Genomic DNA, 18071 nt, shown 5'->3' with positions numbered 1-18071 from the left:
GGCAGGGAAGTAAAGAATTGGTATATCGATATGTTATTAGGAAATAAGTTTTAAGCACAAGGATAAGGGCGCAAATTGCGCGCCCTGTCGAAGAATTAATCGTAAAGCGGGGAATGAAACGGCTCAGGAACGAACGAATTGTGTGCGATAGCGGTCAACCCACATGGCGGTGGCACCGCAAACCGCGACCGGCAGGATCACCAGATTAAGGATTGGGATCATGGTGAACAGGCTGACCATTGCGCCAAACTGCAGGTTATCGGTTTTATGCTGACGCAGCGCGCGACGCATATCGGCAAAGCTCACCTTATGGTTATCGAACGGGTAGTCGCAATACTGGATCGCCAGCATCCATGCGCTGAACAGAAACCACAATACCGGCGCCACCGTTTGGCCAATCCCCGGGATGAAATAGAGTATCAGCAACAGCAGCGCACGCGGCAGGTAGTACGCCAGCTTGCGCCATTCACGCGTCATGATGCGCGGCAGGTCTTTCACAATGCCGAAGATGCCGGTGTCCGGCAGCGGCTTGCCGGTCAGGCTGCCCTCCAGATGTTCGGCCAGCAGGCCGCAGAACGGCGCGGCAATCAGGTTGGTGATGGTGCTGAACAAATAACTGAATACCAGCAGGACGGAAACGACCGCCAGCGGCCACAGCAGATAGCTCAACCACTGCAGCCAGTTGGGTACATGGCTCATCATGCTGGGGATCCAATCGCCAAGCTGGCTGAACAGCCACCAGAAAGCGGAGCCCATCAGCAGCACGTTGACCAGCAACGGCAGGACGACATAGCGTTTAATCCCCGGGCGCGAAATCAGGCGCCAACCTTCGGCGAAATAATGAAAGCCGCTGGTGGAGTGAGAAGGTGACTGCGTATAGGACATATCTTAAGTTATCTCTTTGTCTGAACAGGCATCGCTATCATATCGGGATGATTTTCTGCTGGCTAGGGTGGCATTGGCTGAAAAAACAGCAAAAAAAGGCAGTATAATCATCTTTATTGGCATAAAGTTCAGCACGGACTTGCACTTGTGTGCTCGGGCAAATAGAGTTAAAGAGTGAATGTTTGCCGCGGTGGCAATGTATTGGAACAACAGAGATAGCAATGATGCAGGATTTGCGTCTGATATTAATCGTTGTTGGCGCGATCGCCATAATAGCGTTGTTATTGCACGGTCTGTGGACCAGTCGCAAAGAACGCTCATCGCTTTTCCGCGATCGCCCAGCCAAGCGTTCTAAAAAAGAACGTGAACAATCCCCGATCGACGATCTCGATGAAGGCGTGGGAGAGGTGCGTGTACGCGCCGCTAACCCGCACGATGAGCCGTCCTTTGGTCATTTTGATGCCGCACGCGAAGAACCCGTGGTTGCGCCCAAGCCTGCTCCGGCGGCCGAGCCAACGCCACGTGCCGTTCAACCGGCTGCTCATCAGTCTCCGCCACCGCTGTCTCAGCGGCCGGATTATGATGACATCCTGCTGGACACTTACGCGCAGGACGAAGAGGACGACGTGCCGCAGCAGCCTGCGCCGCGCCGTGAACCGCGCGTTGACGATCTGCCGCCTGTGGCGCCTGCAGCGGAGCCGGCGTTCCGCGCCGAACCTGTGCATCAGCCGCAGCCGGAAGTGAAACCAGCGGCGGTGGAACCTCAGCCTGCTCCGGCAGCCATTAAACCGGCAAAACTGAAAGAAACCGTACTGGTGCTGCATGTTACCGCACATCAGGGTGGCGTGATCGGCGGCGAAGTTCTGCTGCAGAGCGTGCTGCAAGCGGGCTTCCAGTTTGGCGCGATGGGGATTTTCCATCGCCATATCAGCCCGGCAGGCAGTGGTCCTGTGCTGTTCAGCCTGGCGAATATGGTCAAGCCGGGATCTTTTGATCCTGACATGATGTCCGATTTCTCCACGCCGGGCGTGTCGATGTTCATGATGGTGCCGTCTTATGGCGACGCTAATCAGAACTTCAAGCTGATGCTGCAGTCGGCACAGCGGATCGCCGACGACGTGGGCGGTGTGGTGCTGGACGATGAGCGCCGCATGATGACCCCACAGAAGCTGGAAACCTACAAAGCGCGCATCCGTGAAGTGTTGGAAAGCAACGCCTGACCGGTAGCCACGCGCACTGAACATCCGTAACAACAAAGCCCCCGCTTGCCGGGGGTTTTTTATCTTTGATGGTGAGCCATGGAATCGATAATCCAACAAATCAATCAACTACGAACCTCACTGCGCCATCATGAATACCAATATCATGTGCTTGATGCGCCGGAAGTGCCGGATGCGGAATACGACCGCCTGATGCGCGAACTGCGCGAGCTGGAAAGCGCGCACCCGGAGCTGATCACCGCTGATTCACCGACCCAGCGCGTTGGCGCCGCTCCGCTGGCGGCATTCGATCAGGTGCGCCATGAAGTGCCGATGCTGTCGCTGGATAACGTCTTCGACGAAGAAAGCTTCCTGGCGTTCTACAAACGCGTGCAGGATCGCCTCAAAAGCAGCGAGCCACTCACCTTTTGTTGCGAGTTGAAGCTGGACGGTCTGGCGGTCAGCCTGCTGTATGAAGATGGCGAACTGGTGCGTGCGGCCACGCGCGGCGACGGCACCACCGGTGAGAATATTACCTCCAACGTGCGCACCATCCGCGCCATTCCGCTGCGCCTGACCGGCGACAATATCCCGCGCCGGCTGGAAGTGCGCGGTGAAGTGTTTATGCCGCAGGCCGGCTTTGAACAGATGAACGAAGAGGCGCGTCGCAAGGACGGCAAGATATTTGCCAACCCACGCAACGCCGCCGCCGGTTCTATCCGCCAGCTGGATCCGCGCATTACCGCCAAACGCCCGCTGACCTTTTTCTGCTACGGCGTTGGTCTGCTGGAAGGCGGTGAACTGCCGCGCAGCCACTGGCAGCGCCTGACGCAGTTCAAAGACTGGGGGTTGCCGGTCAGCGATCGCGCCAAACGCTGCACCGGCAGCGACGAAGTATTGGCTTTCTACCGCCAGGTCGAGCAGGACCGCGCGCAACTCGGGTTTGATATCGACGGCGTGGTGGTCAAAATCGATGATATCGACCTGCAGGAAACGCTGGGATTTGTGGCGCGTGCGCCGCGCTGGGCGACGGCGTTCAAGTTCCCGGCGCAGGAGCAGATTACCCTGGTGCGTGAGGTGGAATTCCAGGTTGGGCGTACCGGGGCGATAACGCCGGTGGCGCGGCTGGAGCCGGTACAGGTTGCCGGCGTGATTGTCAGTAACGCCACGCTGCACAACGCCGACGAGATCGAACGTTTGGGCTTGCGCATCGGCGACACGGTGATCGTACGCCGTGCCGGTGACGTGATCCCGCAGGTGGTCGGGGTGATTGAGGATCGCCGCCCGCAGGACGCGCGTGAAATAGTGTTTCCACTGCATTGCCCGGTGTGCGGTTCCGATGTGGAGCGAGTAGAGGGCGAAGCGGTAACGCGCTGCACCGGTGGGCTGATCTGCGCCGCGCAGCGTAAGGAAGCGCTGAAGCACTTCGTTTCCCGCCGTGCGATGGACGTTGACGGAATGGGCGACAAGATCATCGAGCAACTGGTGGAAAAAGAGTATGTGAAGAATCCGGCCGATTTATTCCGCCTGTCCGCCGGTATTCTGACCGGGTTGGATCGCATGGGACCGAAGTCGGCGCAGAACCTGGTCAACGCACTGGAGAAATCCAAGCGGACCACCTTTGCCCGTTTTCTGTATGCACTCGGCATCCGCGAAGTGGGAGAGGCTACGGCAGCTAACCTGGCGGCGTACTTCGGCGAGTTGCAAAAACTGTATGCCGCCGATATCGATACGTTGAAAAAAGTGCCGGACGTCGGCGAGGTAGTAGCGAAACATGTGCGTCATTTCCTCGACGAAGAGCTGAACCAGAAGGTGATCGACGAACTGATTGGCGCCGAGATTGGCATCAACTGGCCAGACGTGGTGGTGGTGGTGCCTGAAGAGATCGACAGCCCGTTCGCCGGTAAAACCGTGGTGTTGACCGGTTCGCTGAGCCAACTTTCACGCGATGAGGCCAAAGATCGCCTGACGGCGCTGGGTGCCAAGGTCAGCGGCAGCGTCTCGAAAAAGACCGATCTGGTGATTGCCGGTGAAGCGGCCGGCTCCAAGCTGGTGAAGGCGCAGGAACTGGGCATTGCTGTGATCGATGAAGCGGAAATGATCCGCCTGCTGGGTGTCTGATGGAAAAAGAGAACCTGATCGAGATCGCCAATACCCTGATGCCGTTCGGCAAGTACCAAGGGCGGGCGCTGATTGACCTGCCTGAAGAGTATTTGCTGTGGTTCGCCCGCAAAGGCGAGTTCCCCAACGGCAAACTCGGCATGCTGATGGAAATGACGCTGGCGATTAAAATCGAAGGGCTTGACCACCTGGTCAAGCCGTTAAAAAAGAGTTGAACGGACGGGCGAAAGCCCGTTTCGTTTATCCCCGCGACGGCTCTGCGTCAAGCACAGCCTGTTTTTCCTGTTGTTTCTTCTGATAACGTCTCGCCAACACCGCGCAGGTCATCAATTGCACCTGATGGAACACCATCAGTGGCAATACCATAATCCCCACGGTTGAAGCCGGGAACAGGATATTGGCCATCGGGATGCCGTTCGCCAGGCTTTTCTTCGAGCCGCAGAACACGATGGTAATTTCGTCGGCTTTGCTAAAGCCCATCCAGCGCGCCATGTAAGTGTTCACCACCAGCACGATCGTCAACAGGACGATGCTGCCCGCCACGATAAACACCAGCGAACCCAAGCCCACCTGATGCCAGATACCGTGCGTAACCGCTTCGCTGAAGGCGGCATAGACCACCAGCAGAATCGAAGTCTGGTCGGTTTTACCGATAAGCTTGCGGTTGCGTTCGATCCACTTGCCGATCAGCGGCCGCGACAAATGGCCGGCGACGAACGGCACCAACAGCTGCAGCACAATCGAGCCGACCTGCTGCAGGCTGCCGGTTTCACCGTGGACGTTCATCAGCAGCCCGACCAACAGCGGCGAAACGAAGATCCCCAACAGGCTTGAGGCCGACGCGCTGCAAACCGCGGCGGCGACGTTGCCCCCCGCCAGCGAGGTAAAGGCGATGGCCGATTGCACGGTGGCGGGCAGAATGCACAGATAGATAAAGCCGGAATATAGCTCGGGGCTGACGTCGATCGGCGACCACCATTTAAACAGCACGCCGAGCGCCGGAAAAATGATAAAGGTGCTGAACATCACCCACAGATGCAGCCGCCAGTTGTTGCTGCCGGCCAAAATGGCCTCGCGCGACAGCTTGGCGCCGTGCATGAAAAACAGCAAGGCGATGGCGGCGATGGTCAGCACGTTTAGCCAGCCGACGAATTCGCCCCGCGCAGGCAGGAAAGAAGCCAGCAAGACGGTGGCGATCAGCGTCAGGGTAAAGCGATCGGGCAAGAATCTCATGGTGGCGTACTCGAATAAAAATGATGCGCTTATTGTGGCGCTGCGAGATATAATAATTAAATTGATTTATTTAATTTATATATGAAAAAAATACATGAATTATTCTATCAAACAGCTCAGAGTTTTTGTCGCCATTGCCCGGCACTGTAGCTTCAGCCGGGCCGGTGAGGCTATTGGCCTGACCCAGTCGGCGGTCAGCCACAGCGTCAAAGAACTGGAAGCGGAGATTGGCGTGCGGCTGCTGGACCGTACCACGCGCGAAGTGGTGCTGACCGACGCCGGGCAGCGGTTGGCCAACCGCGTTGAACGTCTGCTGGATGAACTGCAAACCTCGCTGCTGGATGCGCGCAGCTTTGGCGTGCAGCGCAGCGGCACGGTGCGCGTGGCGTCCAGCCAGACCATCTCCGCCCACCTGATGCCGCAGTGCATCGCCGCCGGGGAGCAGCAATATCCGGACATTCGCATCATGCTGCGTGATCAGGCGCAACAGCAGGTGTTGCACAGTATCCGTAATGCCGAAGTGGATTTTGGCATCGTAGTGGATCCGGTCCTTGCGGTGGATCTGGACTGCGAGCCGATTCTGCATGAACCCTTCCTGCTGTTGTGCCGCCGCGATCACCCGTTCGCCGCACTGCCCGAGGTGCACTGGTCGGCCCTGAACGGCAGCCGTTTGGTGTTGCAGGATTATGCTTCGGGCAGCCGACCGCTGATTGACAGCGCTCTGCGCCAGCAGGGAGTGGAAGCCTCGGTGGTGCAGGAAATCGGTCACCCGGCGACGCTGTTTCCGATGGTGGCGGCGGGTATCGGCATCAGCATTTTCCCGGCGCTGGCGTTACCGCTGCCGGAAGGCGGGCAATTGACAGTGTGTCGGCTGGTACCGGAAATTAATCGCGCGCTGATGCTGGTGCGGCGTAAAAACCGCTCGCTGACGCCGGCGGCCGAGGTAATTTGGCAGGTCGTCGGGCAGCAGGCGGCGTTGCTGCAACAGCAACGCCGACAACAGGCGGGGTATTGAGTCAGATATACACATCCACGGCATTCAGCGCTGTGGGGCGATTGACGCCGTCGCCTTTGACCGGAGCGTTGCCGGAGGCGGCTTTCGCCACCTGCTCCTGCCGTTGCTTTTCCATTTCTTCTTTCTGAATGCGTTCGATTTCAGCCTGCAGCATTTTGATCTGCGCCTGGATCAGCTGTTTCTGTTTTTCGATCTCTTTGGCATCGCCGCCCGAGTCTTTGAGATCCACCAGTTTTTGTTGCAGATCCTGGATTTGTTTATTCAGCGCCTTGATGCGTGCCGAGGCGCTGCTGTCCGAGATATTGACCTGTTCGCCGCCGCCGGCACCTTCGGTTTCTTTCGGTTTACCGCCTTCAGGCTGTTGATTGACAGGCTTGGCCATCAGTACCTGGCCCTGTTTGCCGGGGGCGCTGAAGACGTTGCTGACGCCGGGTACGGTGTTTTTTACCGGCACGATCATGGTAATGCTGGTGGACATAATGCTCTCCCTGAGTCTTGATGTTGCTGCTCAGGGTATCGGCAGCGGCAGGTAAAACTTTACCCGCGAACTTGCCGTAGCCGCGGCCAGCGTTGTAGCCAGCCTTTGTCGGCCACCCGTTGGTCGAATGTGTGGATATCGCCGTTTTTGGTATTGAAGGTAATGGTGTCGTCGAACAGTCGCTCTAGGCCGAAAGGCGCTACCAGTTGGATGCTGTCATCGGCGTTCAGGCGTGCGCCAATCGCCGTTTCAAGCTCGGTCCAAAAGCTGATGGCATCCTCGCTGTTGAGGTAGGGCGTCCGCCCGCAGCGCAGGTGCATGCGAGCCTGATTTTTCACCGACCATGGCTGCGGCAACCACTGTTGCAGCCGCGCCTCCAGCATCCGATCGCGCTCCGCTTCCGCACGTTGCGGATCAAAATGAATCACGTCGATGTCGTTGAGCGGCGTCGGGGAGGCATAACCCTGGAGCCGGTCCCATACCAGGTTGCGCACAAATCCGGCACCCAGACACCAGTCATTCAGGCCGAGCCGCCGTACGGTACGCAATACCGTCATTCTTTCGTTATCTTGCTGTAACCACTGGATAATTTGCTGTTGCCGGTTCATTACCTCTCCTTTGTTGCGGCTACTGTAACCCGAAGCGCTCGCCGGCGGAATGCAATGCATGATTTTAGTGCAGGCTCAGGCTGCCCGGAACCTGGCGGTAAACGGCATTAACCGCATGATTTCCGGTAAAAAATAAATTCACCTGCCGACTGACTACACTTGGTACAGGGTTTGCAGCTTCAGATGATCAATTTGGGCAAAACAGGGGGGCGCTATGTATCAGGCAACGCTTAGCCGGCGCAGCTACCGTTTCAATGATTTACGCCAACTGCTGGCAAAGGCGTCACCGGCCCGTTCCGGCGACTATCTGGCGGAAGTGGCGGCGGAGAGCGCGGAAGAACGCATGGCGGCGCGCATTGCGCTGGCGGAGGTACCGCTGAAAACGTTTTTGCAGCAGTTGCTGGTGCCTTACGAAAAGGATGAGGTCACGCGGCTGATTATCGATAGCCATGATGCCGTGGCCTTCGCGCCGATCTCCCACCTGACGGTGGGGGATTTCCGCGACTGGTTGCTGAGCGAGCAGGCGGACAGCGCAATGCTGGCGCAGGTAGCCGCCGGGATTACGCCAGAAATGGCGGCGGCGGTGAGCAAGCTTATGCGCAATCAGGATCTGATCCTGGTGGCGAAGAAGTGCCGGGTGGTGACGCGATTTCGCAATACTCTCGGCCTGCCAGGCCGCATCAGCGTGCGCTTGCAGCCTAATCACCCGACCGACAGCCTGCAGGGCATCGCCGCCAGCATGCTCGATGGCCTGCTGTACGGCAGCGGCGACGCGGTGGTTGGCATCAACCCGGCCAGCGACAGCCTGCCGTTGCTGGAAAAGCTCAATTACATGCTGGATGACGTGATCCAGCGTTTCGCCATTCCCACACAGTCCTGCGTGCTGACGCACGTCACCAACACGCTGCGGCTGATGGAACGCGGTGCGCCGGTGGATCTGGTGTTCCAGTCGATCGCCGGCACAGAGGCCGCCAACAGCGGCTTCGGCATTAATCTGGCGCTGCTGGCGGAAGCGCAGCAGGCGGCGTTGAGCCTCAATCGCGGCACACTGGGCAATAACGTGATGTATTTCGAAACCGGGCAGGGCAGTTGCCTGTCGGCCAATGCGCATCACGGTGTCGATCAGCAAACCTGCGAGGCGCGTGCTTATGCGGTGGCGCGCCATTTTTCCCCGTTGCTGATCAATACCGTGGTCGGGTTTATCGGCCCGGAGTATCTGTATGACGGTAAACAGATTATTCGCGCCGGGCTGGAGGACCACTTTTGCGGCAAGCTGCTCGGCCTGCCGCTGGGGTGCGACGTGTGTTACACCAATCATGCTGAGGCGGATCAGGATGACATGGACACTTTACTGACGCTGTTGGCCACCGCCGGATTAACCTTTTTGATTGGCGTGCCGGGAGCGGACGACATCATGCTCAATTATCAGAGCACCTCCTTCCACGACGCGTTGTATATCCGCGAACTGCTGGGGCTCAAACACGCACCGGAGTTTGCCGACTGGTTGGTGAAAATGCATATCACCGACGAACTGGGGCGGCTGCGCGATACGGCCTCCAATCATCCGTTGTTGCTGGCGCTGCAGGGAGAGAGTTGATGAATAAACCGGTTCACGTCAACAGCTGGGATGCGCTGCGCGCCTTTACCGATGCGCGTATCGCTTTGGGCCGTACCGGCGCCAGCCTGCCCACCGGGGAGCTGCTTAAATTCGGTCTGGCGCATGCGCAGGCGCGCGATGCGGTACACCAACCGTTCGACAGCGATACGCTGGCTGGGGCGTTGCAGGAGAGTGGCTGGCAGACGCTGACGGTACACAGTCAGGCCGCTGACCGCACCGCCTACCTGAGCCGGCCGGATCTGGGGCGGCGGTTGGCGGCGGACAGCCGCAGTCTGCTGCTGGGCCTGCCGGACAAGGCGGCCGATCTGCTGCTGGTGGTGGCGGACGGTCTGTCCTCCAAGGCGGTGCACCGCCAGGCGTTACCCTTGTTGCAGGCGCTGCGGCCTTATCTCGACCTGTTGGGGCTTTCCGTGGCGCCAGTGGTGCTGGCGCATCAGTCGCGGGTGGCGCTGGGGGATGATATCGGCGAGTGTCTGCGGGCAAAAGCGGTGGCGATATTGATTGGCGAGCGGCCGGGCCTGTCGTCGCCGGACAGCCTGGGCATTTACCTTACCTGGGGGCCGAACACCCGGCGGCGCGAGTCGGAGCGTAACTGTATTTCCAACGTTCGCCCGGAAGGGCTGGATTACCCTCAGGCGGCGTTCAAGCTGGCGTGGCTGCTGGAACAGGCGTTCCAGCGGGGTCTGACCGGGATTGAACTGAAAGACGAAAGCGATAACCCGGCGTTGTATGGCCGGGTATTGCCGCTTCATTCCCAACTGGGGGGCTGACCGATACTTTGCTGCAGCAGGGTGGTGAAGACGTTTAAGCGGGCGGAGATCTTGGCCAGCGGCCGCAGCAGGTAGATGCCCTGTTGTTCCCGGCGCGGATCCTCCAGCACTTGCTGCAGGCTACCTGCCTGGATATCCGGGCCAACCACCCAGTTGGGTAAAAAGGTGATCCCCAGTCCAAGCAGCGCCGCCTGGCGCTGGGCGGTAAAGTCATTGCAGCGCAGCACCATACGGCAACGGTTCAGCAGTTGTCCGCTGAGGATTTGCGTCCAGCAGGCGGGCTGCTGTTTATTATAGCGGGCGATCAACCGATGTTCCGGCAGCGCGTTCAGGTCATCAGGGCGGCCGTAGCGGGCGATATAGCCGGGGCTGGCGCACATGACCCAGCGTTGAGTGGCTATTCGGCTGGCATACAATCCGCTGTCTTTTTGTTCGCCGATGCGGATGGCGGCATCCAATAACTCCTGCGTCGGATCGGTCTGGCGCTCGGTCAGATCCAGATCGACAAACAGCTGCGGATAGCGTTCAGCCAGCGTCGGCAACAGCGGCAGGATGTAGGTTTTGCCAAAGGTCGGCAGGCAACTGATGCGTAACGTTCCCTGCGGCATATCACTTAGCGAGGCCAGTTCGGCGCGGATGTCGGTGATGTCCGACAGCAGCGCCGCCGCCCGCGCCTTCAGCATTTCCCCGGCATCCGTCAGCATCAGGCCGCGCGTCGAGCGGACAAACAGCGTGGTGCCAAGGGCGCTTTCCAGTGCGTCGATATGGCGAACCAGCGAAGAGGGCACCATGCCCAGCTTGCGGGCGGCAGCGGAGAAGCTGCCCAACAGGGCCACTTCGAGAAATATCGGCAGATGTTCAACATAGCGGGCGTCATTCATCTTTGCATTATATGCAAAAGCGTTTCTTATGAATACCGGGTTCTCTGCCCACCGCATTGCGGTTACTCTTTTTTGGGGCTTACGGACGACAAGAGCGAACCGAGATCCCGCCGCAAAGAGAAAAATAGATAAACCCAGCGGATTTTAGACCTTAAAACAAACCCCCATTCTCCCAGGCACCGCCATGCGCCTGTGACAGTGATTGCTGCTTCAATACCAGAGTAAAGGTTCAATTTGACGCTGTGCCAGCCAACAATGATTAGTGAGTCTAAACCGTTGTTGAGGTTGAGCGTCGCCGGCCTGCCGTGCCGGTTTTTTTGTCGCCGCTGGCTGAATCGTTCCACCTGAACGCGTCGTCGGCGACATCTTTGCTTACCTTTCAGGTGAGCATTTTTGAACGCGCGGGGGCATTTCGCACCGCGCTGGTGGAGGAGTACGTAATGAACGAAAAGCAGGGTTGTTCCTGTGCGCACCATTTGGTGCAGGGTTTCGCCAGGCAGTCAGTGACTGCCGGGGAGGGCGAAATCTATCAAATCTCGCTGATGAGCGCGTTAATCAGCGGCGTTTACGAAGGGGAAGTGACCATTGCCGACTTGCTCCGGCACGGCAACTTTGGCCTGGGCACCTTCAACCACCTTGACGGCGAATTGATCGCCTTTGATGATGAAATTCATCAGTTGCGCGCCGACGGCAGCGCTCGGCCGGCCAGCCATGATCAGAAAACCCCCTTTGCCGTGGTCACCTTTTTCCAACCCAGCGTTACCCAAAACTTCGATCGCCCTATCACCAAAGCGCAATTGCACCAGTGCATCGATGAGCAGGTGGCTTCGCCGAACCTGTTCTGTGCGGTGCGTGTCGACGGTGTATTCAGCCATGTGGAAACCCGCACCGTGCCGCGTCAGGAGCGGCCCTATCGCCCGATGCTGGAGGCAATCGAGGAGCAACCGACCTTTGCCTTTCTCAAACGGCAGGGAACCCTGGTTGGCTTCCGTTCGCCGGACTACATGCAGGGCGTCGGCGTAGCCGGCTATCACGAACACTTTGTTACCGACGATCGCAGCGGCGGCGGCCACGTGCTGGATTACCAGCTTGACCACGGCCGCCTGCAATTTGGCGTGATCACCCGTCTCAATCTTCAGTTGCCGCATGATGCGGATTTTCTGCGCGCCGACCTCTGCCCAGAGGATTTGGACCGCGCGATTCGTTCTGCCGAGGGTTAATTCCACGACAGCCGTTGGTGTATTTTCAGGAGGTGTGTTCCATGAACAAGGCAAAAACAGATAATAACTGGGCCTGTGGCGCAGATTTGGTGGTGAAAAATCTGGAAGCGCAGGGCGTCAAATACGTGTTCGGCATTCCGGGGGCGAAAATAGACCGGGTATTCGATTCGCTGGAGGACGCGCCGTCGATAGAAACGGTGGTGGTACGGCATGAGGCCAACGCGGCGTTTATGGCGGCGGCGGTGGGGCGGCTGACCGGCAAGGCGGGAGTGGCGCTGGTTACCTCCGGGCCAGGCAGTTCCAACCTGATCACCGGGCTGGCGACCGCCACCTCGGAAGGGGATGCGGTGGTGGCGATCGGCGGGGCGGTGAAGCGCGCCGATAACCTCAAACAGACCCACCAGAGCATGGATACCGTCAGCATGTTCCGGCCGGTGACCAAATATTGCGCCGAAGTGCATGCCGGCGTGGCGATTTCCGAAGTGATCGCCAATGCCTTCCGCCATGCCGAGTTCGGCCGGCCTGGGGCGTCGTTCATCAGCTTGCCGATGGATATCGTGAATGAACCGGTCAGTGCGCCGGTGCTGGCGGGGTGCCGCCTGCCACGCATGGGGGCTGCGGCCGCCGATGACATTCGCACGGCGGTAACCTTGATCCAGCAGGCGAAGTGCCCGGTACTGTTGCTTGGTTTGCAGGCCAGCCGCCCGGAGAACAGCGAAGCGGTGCGTCATCTGCTGCACCGCACTCATATGCCGGTGGTGGGCACCTATCAGGCGGCGGGAGTGATCGACGTTAATCATTTCGCCCGGTTTGCCGGCCGCGTCGGGTTGTTCAACAACCAGCCGGCCGACCAACTGTTGCAGAAAGCCGATCTGGTGGTCAGCGTCGGCTACGGCCCGATCGAATACGATCCCTGCATGTGGAACAGCCAGGGCAGATTGAAGCTGGTGCATATCGACGTGCTGCCGGCGGATATCGATACCTGTTACCGCCCGGACGTGGAACTGGTGGGCAATATCAGCGCGACCCTCGATATGATGACCGAAGCCTTCAGCAGTGTGGTGAGCGTGCCGGCAGAGGTTGAACTGATCCTCAGCGATCTCGGGCGGCAGCGTACCGAGTTGGCCGAACGCGCTGCACGCCGTGGCGGCATGCCGATCCATCCGTTGCGTATCGTGAAAGAGCTGCAGGATATCGTCAGCGACGACGTGACGCTGTGCGTGGATATGGGCAGTTTTCACATCTGGATCGCGCGCTATCTCTATAGCTTCCGCGCAAGACAGCTGCTGATCTCCAACGGCCAGCAGACCATGGGGGTGGCGCTGCCGTGGGCGATTGGCGCAGCGCTGGTGCGTCCGGGGGACAAAGTGGTGTCTATTTCCGGCGACGGCGGTTTTATGCAATCGAGCATGGAGCTGGAAACCGCGGTGCGGCTGAAAAATAACATCGTGCACGTGATTTGGGTGGATAACGCCTACAACATGGTGGAAATGCAGGAGGTGAGTAAGTACCGACGCAAATCCGGCGTGGAATTTGGCCCGATCGATTTTAAAGCCTATGCGGAATCCTGCGGCGCGGTGGGGTTTGCCGTGCAGTCGGTAGAAGACCTGCGGCCGATGCTGCGTAAAGCGATGGAAATTGAGGGGCCGGTGGTGGTGGCGATCCCGGTCGACTATGCCGACAACTACAAACTGATGGCGCAGATGAACTTCAGCCAGATGATTTAATTTCATTTATGTCGGTTAACCACGGGGAGCGGCCTTTGCGGCGCACCCCGTTTTTTATGCTCGAAATTTGTGCTTTACAACCCTAACTGCATGATTTATTGGTATCCGTCGGGTCCGTTTTCACTACCCTATGCATGTCGAGTTACGGCCAGGCGACGGGTATAACCACTGGGGATGGCAGGATGAAAAATAAAGCACTCACAATGACGCTGGGATTGTTGGCTCTGGCGATGATGGGCGGTGCGCACGCCCGCACGCTGGTTTATTGTTCCGAAAGCTCGCCGGAAGGGTTCAACCCGCAGTTGTTCACCTCGGGTCCTACCGTAGACGCCAGTTCTGCGACGATCTACAACCGGCTGGTGGATTTCAAAACCGGCACCGTCGAGCTGCAACCCAGCCTGGCGGAAAGCTGGGAAGTGAGCGAGGACGGCAAGCAGTACACTTTCCATCTGCGCAAGGGCGTGAAATTCCAGAGTAACAAGTTTTTTACGCCAACCCGCGACTTCAACGCCGACGACGTGATCTTCTCCTTCATGCGGCAAAAAGACGCCAATAATCCGTATCACAAGGTTTCCAACGGCGCTTACACCAATTTTGAATCCATGGAGTTCGGCACGCTGATCGACAAGATTGTCAAAGTGGACGACAGCACGGTGCGCTTTGAGCTTTCGCGCGCCGAAGCGCCGTTCGTGGCCGATCTCGGCATGTATTTCGCCACCATTTTATCGGCGGAATATGCCGATGCGATGCTGAAGGCCGGCACGCCGCAGCGGGTAGATAACGACCCGATCGGCACCGGGCCGTTCCAACTGGTGCAGTATCAAAAAGACGCGAAGATCCTCTACAAGGCGTTCGATCACTATTGGGAGGGCAAACCGAAGATTGACCGCCTGGTGTTCTCGATAACCCCGGACGCCGCGGTGCGCTATGCCAAACTGCAAAAAAATGAATGCCAGGTGATGCCATTCCCCAACCCGGCGGATTTAGCGCGGATGCGGCAGGACCCGAACATTCAGGTGATGGAGAAATCCGGGTTGAATATCGGTTTCCTGGCGTTTAATACCCAGAAAAAACCGCTGGATAACGTCAAGGTGCGCCAGGCGCTGGCGATGGCGGTGAATAAACCGGCGATTATCGAAGCGGTGTTCCACGGTGCGGGCCAGCAGGCGAAGAACCTGCTGCCGCCGACCCAGTGGGGCAGCAACGACAAGATTGAGGATTACCCGTACGCGCCGGAGAAAGCCAGGCAACTGCTGCAGGAAGCCGGTTTGGGCCAGGGTTTTGCGATTGACCTGTGGGCGATGCCGGTACAGCGGCCTTACAACCCTAACGCCAAACGCATGGCGGAGATGATCCAGTCCGATTGGGCGAAGATTGGCGTGAAGGCTAAAATTGTCACTTTCGAGTGGGGCGAGTACTTGCAGCGGCTCAAAAATGGCGAACATCAGACCGCGCTGGTGGGTTGGACTACCGCCAACGGCGATCCGGATAACTTCTTCGGCCCGTTGTTTACCTGCGTTTCGGCCAACGGCGGTTCAAACTCGGCCAAATGGTGCTATCCGCCGTTTGATAAGCTGATCCTGCAGGCGCGTGAAGAGAACGATCATGCCAAGCGGGTGGCGCTGTATGAGCAGGCGCAGGTGATGATGCATGAGCAGATGCCGGCGTTGATGATCGCCCACTCGACCATTTTTGAGCCGGTGCGCAAGGAAGTGAAAGGCTACGAAATCGACCCGTTCGGCAAGCACATCTTCAAACAGGTATCGCTGGAAAAATAATAAAAAGGGGGCTGCGTGGCAGCCCCCGGTCTTTATCAACAGGCATCAGAAATGCGTGTTGATGCTCATGTAGTAAGTACGGCCCGGCTCGTTGTAGGTTGCAGCGCCAGCTCCGTACATATAAGAGTTGGTGGTGGCGTTGCCGGTGGTTTGTGCGTTGCCGGCACGGAACTGGCGTTTGTCGAGCAGGTTGTCGATACCCGCGGTCACGCTGACGCTCTTGTTGATGTCGTAAGTGGCGCTAGCCCCCAGAATGGAATAAGGGCTGACTTCACGTTTTTCAGGTCCGGTCGTCGCTTCACCCTTATAATTGTACTTCTTCGGCTTTTGACGGCCGTACCAGGTCAGGGTCGACTGCAGCGAGAGATCCTCGGTCGCCTGCCAGCTCAGCGTCGAGTTGATGGTGAATTCAGGAATAATCGATAGGTAATCGCCGGTGCTCTTATTCTTGTTTTCAATCATGTAAGTGGCGTTGTTATTCCAGGAAATCGTCTCGGAAACCGGTACGTTCAAGGTGCCTTCCAGGCCCTGAATCACCGCTTTAGGGACGTTTTCCCAGCGATAAACGTCGGTGGCGCTGTTGCTGGAAGAGGTGCCCGAAGGCGTGTAGCCGGCTTCAATCTTGTTGCGGTAATCATTGCGGAAGTAGGTTACCCCGGCCAGCCAGCCCTCATTATGGAACTCCAGGCCAATTTCCTTGTTGATGCTGGTTTCCGCTTTCAGATCGTCGTTCCCAACCAGATAGCAGGCCCCAGCGCTGGCAGCACAGCCCTGACCGCGGCTGTACAGCACATAGTTGCTATTGCTCTGGAACAGGTTAGGCGCCTTATAAGCGCGGGCGATACCCATTTTCAGGGTAAAGAGGTCACCCAATTCCTGGGACAGATTCAGCGACGGGCTCCAGTTATTGCCGGCCTCGGAGTGGTGATCGTAACGCATCCCCGGCGTCAGCATGGTGCTTTCGGTCAGCTCGATATTGTCTTCGGCGAACAGCGAGAAGATCTTCGCTGAGGAGTACGGGCTGCGATTGGTGCTGTCCACACCCTCAATAGAGCCTCCGCTCAGCGCCTGGCTAGTGGAAGAACCGTCCTTCATTTTCTGCTGGTTCCACTCTGTACCCAGGGTGGCGGTTTGCGTTACCCCAAGTTCAAACGGCACGCTGACTTCACTGTGCGCCAGGAAATCGTCCAGACGGATAGTATTGAAACTGTCGTCGGAGAAAATCCCCTCGGTGCCCCCGGCCAGCCCTTCATTCAGGCGCGTGTTGCGGGTTCTTTCATAGCGCACGTAGTTGTTGGTGCTGATACCGTTATCCCAGGCACCGTGGTAGTTCAGGCCGTAGGTTTCACGGTAGATGCGGTTGGTTTCTTCGCCGTAGTTGCTTTGCACCAGCGCGCTGGTGTTGGTGTTCTGCGTGTCGCCGGCGTACAGGTTGCCCTGACGGCCATAGGAATATTCAAACTCCAGCGACTGCAAGTGAGCGAAGTCCCAGCGCAGCAGAGCATCGATGTTTTTGTCGACCACCCCTTCACGGCCCGCCGGAATGGTATCGGCGTAGCTGCCGGTCCGCAGCGACTGGTGGCCATCGTTCAGGTATTGGGAATCCGCCTGCGTTTTGCTGTAGCCGCCGAACAGGCGGAAGCTCAACTGGTCGCTCAGCGGGCCGGACAGGCTGAAGTCGGTACGCTTGGTGGAGCCTTCCTGCTTATGCTGCGGCACGTTGAAATAGGTGTTCAGCGAGCCGTGCAGATCTTTGGTGTTCTTCTTGGTGATGATATTGACCACACCACCGGCGGCGCCGTTGCCATAGCGTGCAGCCGCAGGGCCGCGCAGCACCTCGATGCGTTCGATCATCTCTGGCGGCACCCAGGCGGTATCGCCACGGGTATCACGTTCGCCGCGCCAACCCTGGCGCACCGAGTTGCGGCTGCTGGCCGGGATGCCGTCGATCAGAATCAAAGTATTTTCCGGGCCCATGCCGCGAATATCGATCTGGCGATTGTTGCCGCGCTGGCCGCTGGTGGAGTTGCCGGTCAGGTTAACGCCGGGCATGGTGCGGATCAGTTCGCTGATATCGCGCGCCGGAGGGCGTTTTTTGATTTCGTCGGCGGTGATGGTGGACACCCCTGGCGCTTGCAGATTCTGCCTGGCGGCGGTGACGACAATGGTGTCCTCGGCGGCTTCTTTTTGGCTTTTGGCGGCGGTATCGGTTTCTGCGGTGGTATCAGTTTGCTGTGCGGCGTGCGCAAAGGCGGACGCGCCTAACCCTAACCCGATGAGTGTGGCTAAGGAATAACCTGAGAGTTTGCGGTTCATGTGAGTGTTCCTACCTTGCTGCCTTTCCCGGGACACCGAAGACAGGCCTCCGGTAGAGAGAAGGGCGGTTGTAGTTTTTGTGTTTTCGGAAATAAAAATCCAACAGGCCGAGACGCAACGGCATTGGATTCAGCGCTAAAAAGCGGTATCCGTCCCTGTTGAAAAATACCTGCTCTGTTTACGAGCCTTAACACACTATTGCAAATGAAAATAATTATCAAT

At 58.2% G+C, this 18071-nt stretch carries 15 protein-coding genes; 9 read left to right on the top strand and 6 right to left on the bottom strand.

Annotated features, from left to right (window positions below):
- Positions 1–123: 123 nt before the first annotated feature.
- Positions 124–885, bottom strand: coding sequence for a sulfate transporter CysZ (cysZ, locus tag D4100_RS12615; RefSeq protein ID WP_065506465.1), 762 nt, complete (start codon positions 883–885; stop codon positions 124–126).
- 221 nt (positions 886–1106) lie between these two features.
- Here cysZ and zipA point away from each other — a divergent pair, with 221 nt between their 5' ends.
- The 3 genes from zipA to D4100_RS12600 all read left to right on the top strand — a co-directional run bounded on the left by zipA (position 1107) and on the right by D4100_RS12600 (position 4420).
- Positions 1107–2105, top strand: coding sequence for a cell division protein ZipA (zipA, locus tag D4100_RS12610; protein ID WP_065506464.1), 999 nt, complete (start codon positions 1107–1109; stop codon positions 2103–2105).
- A gap of 78 nt (positions 2106–2183) precedes the next feature.
- Positions 2184–4205 carry an NAD-dependent DNA ligase LigA gene (gene ligA, locus D4100_RS12605; RefSeq protein ID WP_119804485.1) on the top strand — a complete coding sequence of 674 codons (2022 nt, stop codon included), beginning with the start codon at positions 2184–2186 and terminating at the stop codon, positions 4203–4205.
- A complete protein-coding gene (locus D4100_RS12600; protein WP_004947672.1) occupies positions 4205–4420 on the top strand; it encodes a DUF3820 family protein in 216 nt (71 codons plus the stop codon). Before ligA ends, D4100_RS12600 begins: the two co-directional genes overlap by 1 nt.
- 25 nt (positions 4421–4445) lie before the next feature.
- On the opposite strand, the gene D4100_RS12595 is transcribed toward D4100_RS12600, so the two are convergent.
- A complete protein-coding gene (locus D4100_RS12595; protein ID WP_065506462.1) occupies positions 4446–5438 on the bottom strand; it encodes a bile acid:sodium symporter family protein in 993 nt (330 codons plus the stop codon).
- Between the two features lie 94 nt (positions 5439–5532).
- Between D4100_RS12595 and D4100_RS12590 the strand changes: the two genes are divergently transcribed.
- Positions 5533–6453 (top strand): LysR family transcriptional regulator, encoded by a 921-nt coding sequence (locus tag D4100_RS12590; protein WP_119804484.1) that lies wholly within the window; start codon positions 5533–5535, stop codon positions 6451–6453.
- A gap of 1 nt (position 6454) precedes the next feature.
- Here D4100_RS12590 and D4100_RS12585 read toward each other — a convergent pair whose 3' ends face one another.
- Both D4100_RS12585 and D4100_RS12580 read right to left on the bottom strand, forming a co-directional pair.
- Positions 6455–6931 (bottom strand): FlxA-like family protein, encoded by a 477-nt coding sequence (locus D4100_RS12585; RefSeq protein WP_065506460.1) that lies wholly within the window; start codon positions 6929–6931, stop codon positions 6455–6457.
- Positions 6932–6990: 59 nt separating this feature from the next.
- A complete protein-coding gene (locus tag D4100_RS12580) occupies positions 6991–7539 on the bottom strand; it encodes a nucleotidyltransferase family protein (protein ID WP_119804483.1) in 549 nt (182 codons plus the stop codon).
- 214 nt (positions 7540–7753) lie between these two features.
- Here D4100_RS12580 and D4100_RS12575 point away from each other — a divergent pair, with 214 nt between their 5' ends.
- Together D4100_RS12575 and eutC are read left to right on the top strand one after the other, a co-directional pair.
- The gene (locus tag D4100_RS12575) at positions 7754–9136 is read left to right on the top strand and encodes an ethanolamine ammonia-lyase subunit EutB (protein ID WP_065506458.1); all 1383 of its coding nucleotides are present in this window, start codon (positions 7754–7756) and stop codon (positions 9134–9136) included.
- The gene (gene eutC, locus D4100_RS12570; RefSeq protein WP_006327068.1) at positions 9136–9927 is read left to right on the top strand and encodes an ethanolamine ammonia-lyase subunit EutC; all 792 of its coding nucleotides are present in this window, start codon (positions 9136–9138) and stop codon (positions 9925–9927) included. The genes D4100_RS12575 and eutC overlap by 1 nt, the downstream gene beginning before the upstream one ends.
- On the opposite strand, the gene D4100_RS12565 is transcribed toward eutC, so the two are convergent.
- Positions 9906–10865 (bottom strand): LysR family transcriptional regulator, encoded by a 960-nt coding sequence (locus D4100_RS12565; protein WP_065506457.1) that lies wholly within the window; start codon positions 10863–10865, stop codon positions 9906–9908. The genes eutC and D4100_RS12565 overlap by 22 nt on opposite strands.
- 383 nt (positions 10866–11248) lie before the next feature.
- Between D4100_RS12565 and budA the strand changes: the two genes are divergently transcribed.
- The 3 genes from budA (at position 11249) to D4100_RS12550 (ending at position 15533) form a co-directional block, all read left to right on the top strand.
- Positions 11249–12028, top strand: coding sequence for an acetolactate decarboxylase (gene budA / locus D4100_RS12560; protein ID WP_065506852.1), 780 nt, complete (start codon positions 11249–11251; stop codon positions 12026–12028).
- A gap of 41 nt (positions 12029–12069) precedes the next feature.
- A complete protein-coding gene (alsS, locus tag D4100_RS12555; protein WP_119804482.1) occupies positions 12070–13755 on the top strand; it encodes an acetolactate synthase AlsS in 1686 nt (561 codons plus the stop codon).
- 182 nt (positions 13756–13937) lie between these two features.
- A complete protein-coding gene (locus tag D4100_RS12550; protein ID WP_065506455.1) occupies positions 13938–15533 on the top strand; it encodes an ABC transporter substrate-binding protein in 1596 nt (531 codons plus the stop codon).
- 45 nt (positions 15534–15578) lie between these two features.
- Here D4100_RS12550 and D4100_RS12545 read toward each other — a convergent pair whose 3' ends face one another.
- The gene (locus D4100_RS12545) at positions 15579–17849 is read right to left on the bottom strand and encodes a TonB-dependent siderophore receptor (RefSeq protein WP_119804481.1); all 2271 of its coding nucleotides are present in this window, start codon (positions 17847–17849) and stop codon (positions 15579–15581) included.
- Between the last annotated feature and the right edge of the window lie 222 nt (positions 17850–18071).

This window comes from Serratia inhibens, assembly GCF_003591175.1.
Taxonomy (GTDB): domain Bacteria; phylum Pseudomonadota; class Gammaproteobacteria; order Enterobacterales; family Enterobacteriaceae; genus Serratia; species Serratia inhibens.
The sequence above is the reverse complement of the archived record's forward strand: the minus strand, read 5'-3'. Positions and strand labels throughout refer to the sequence as shown.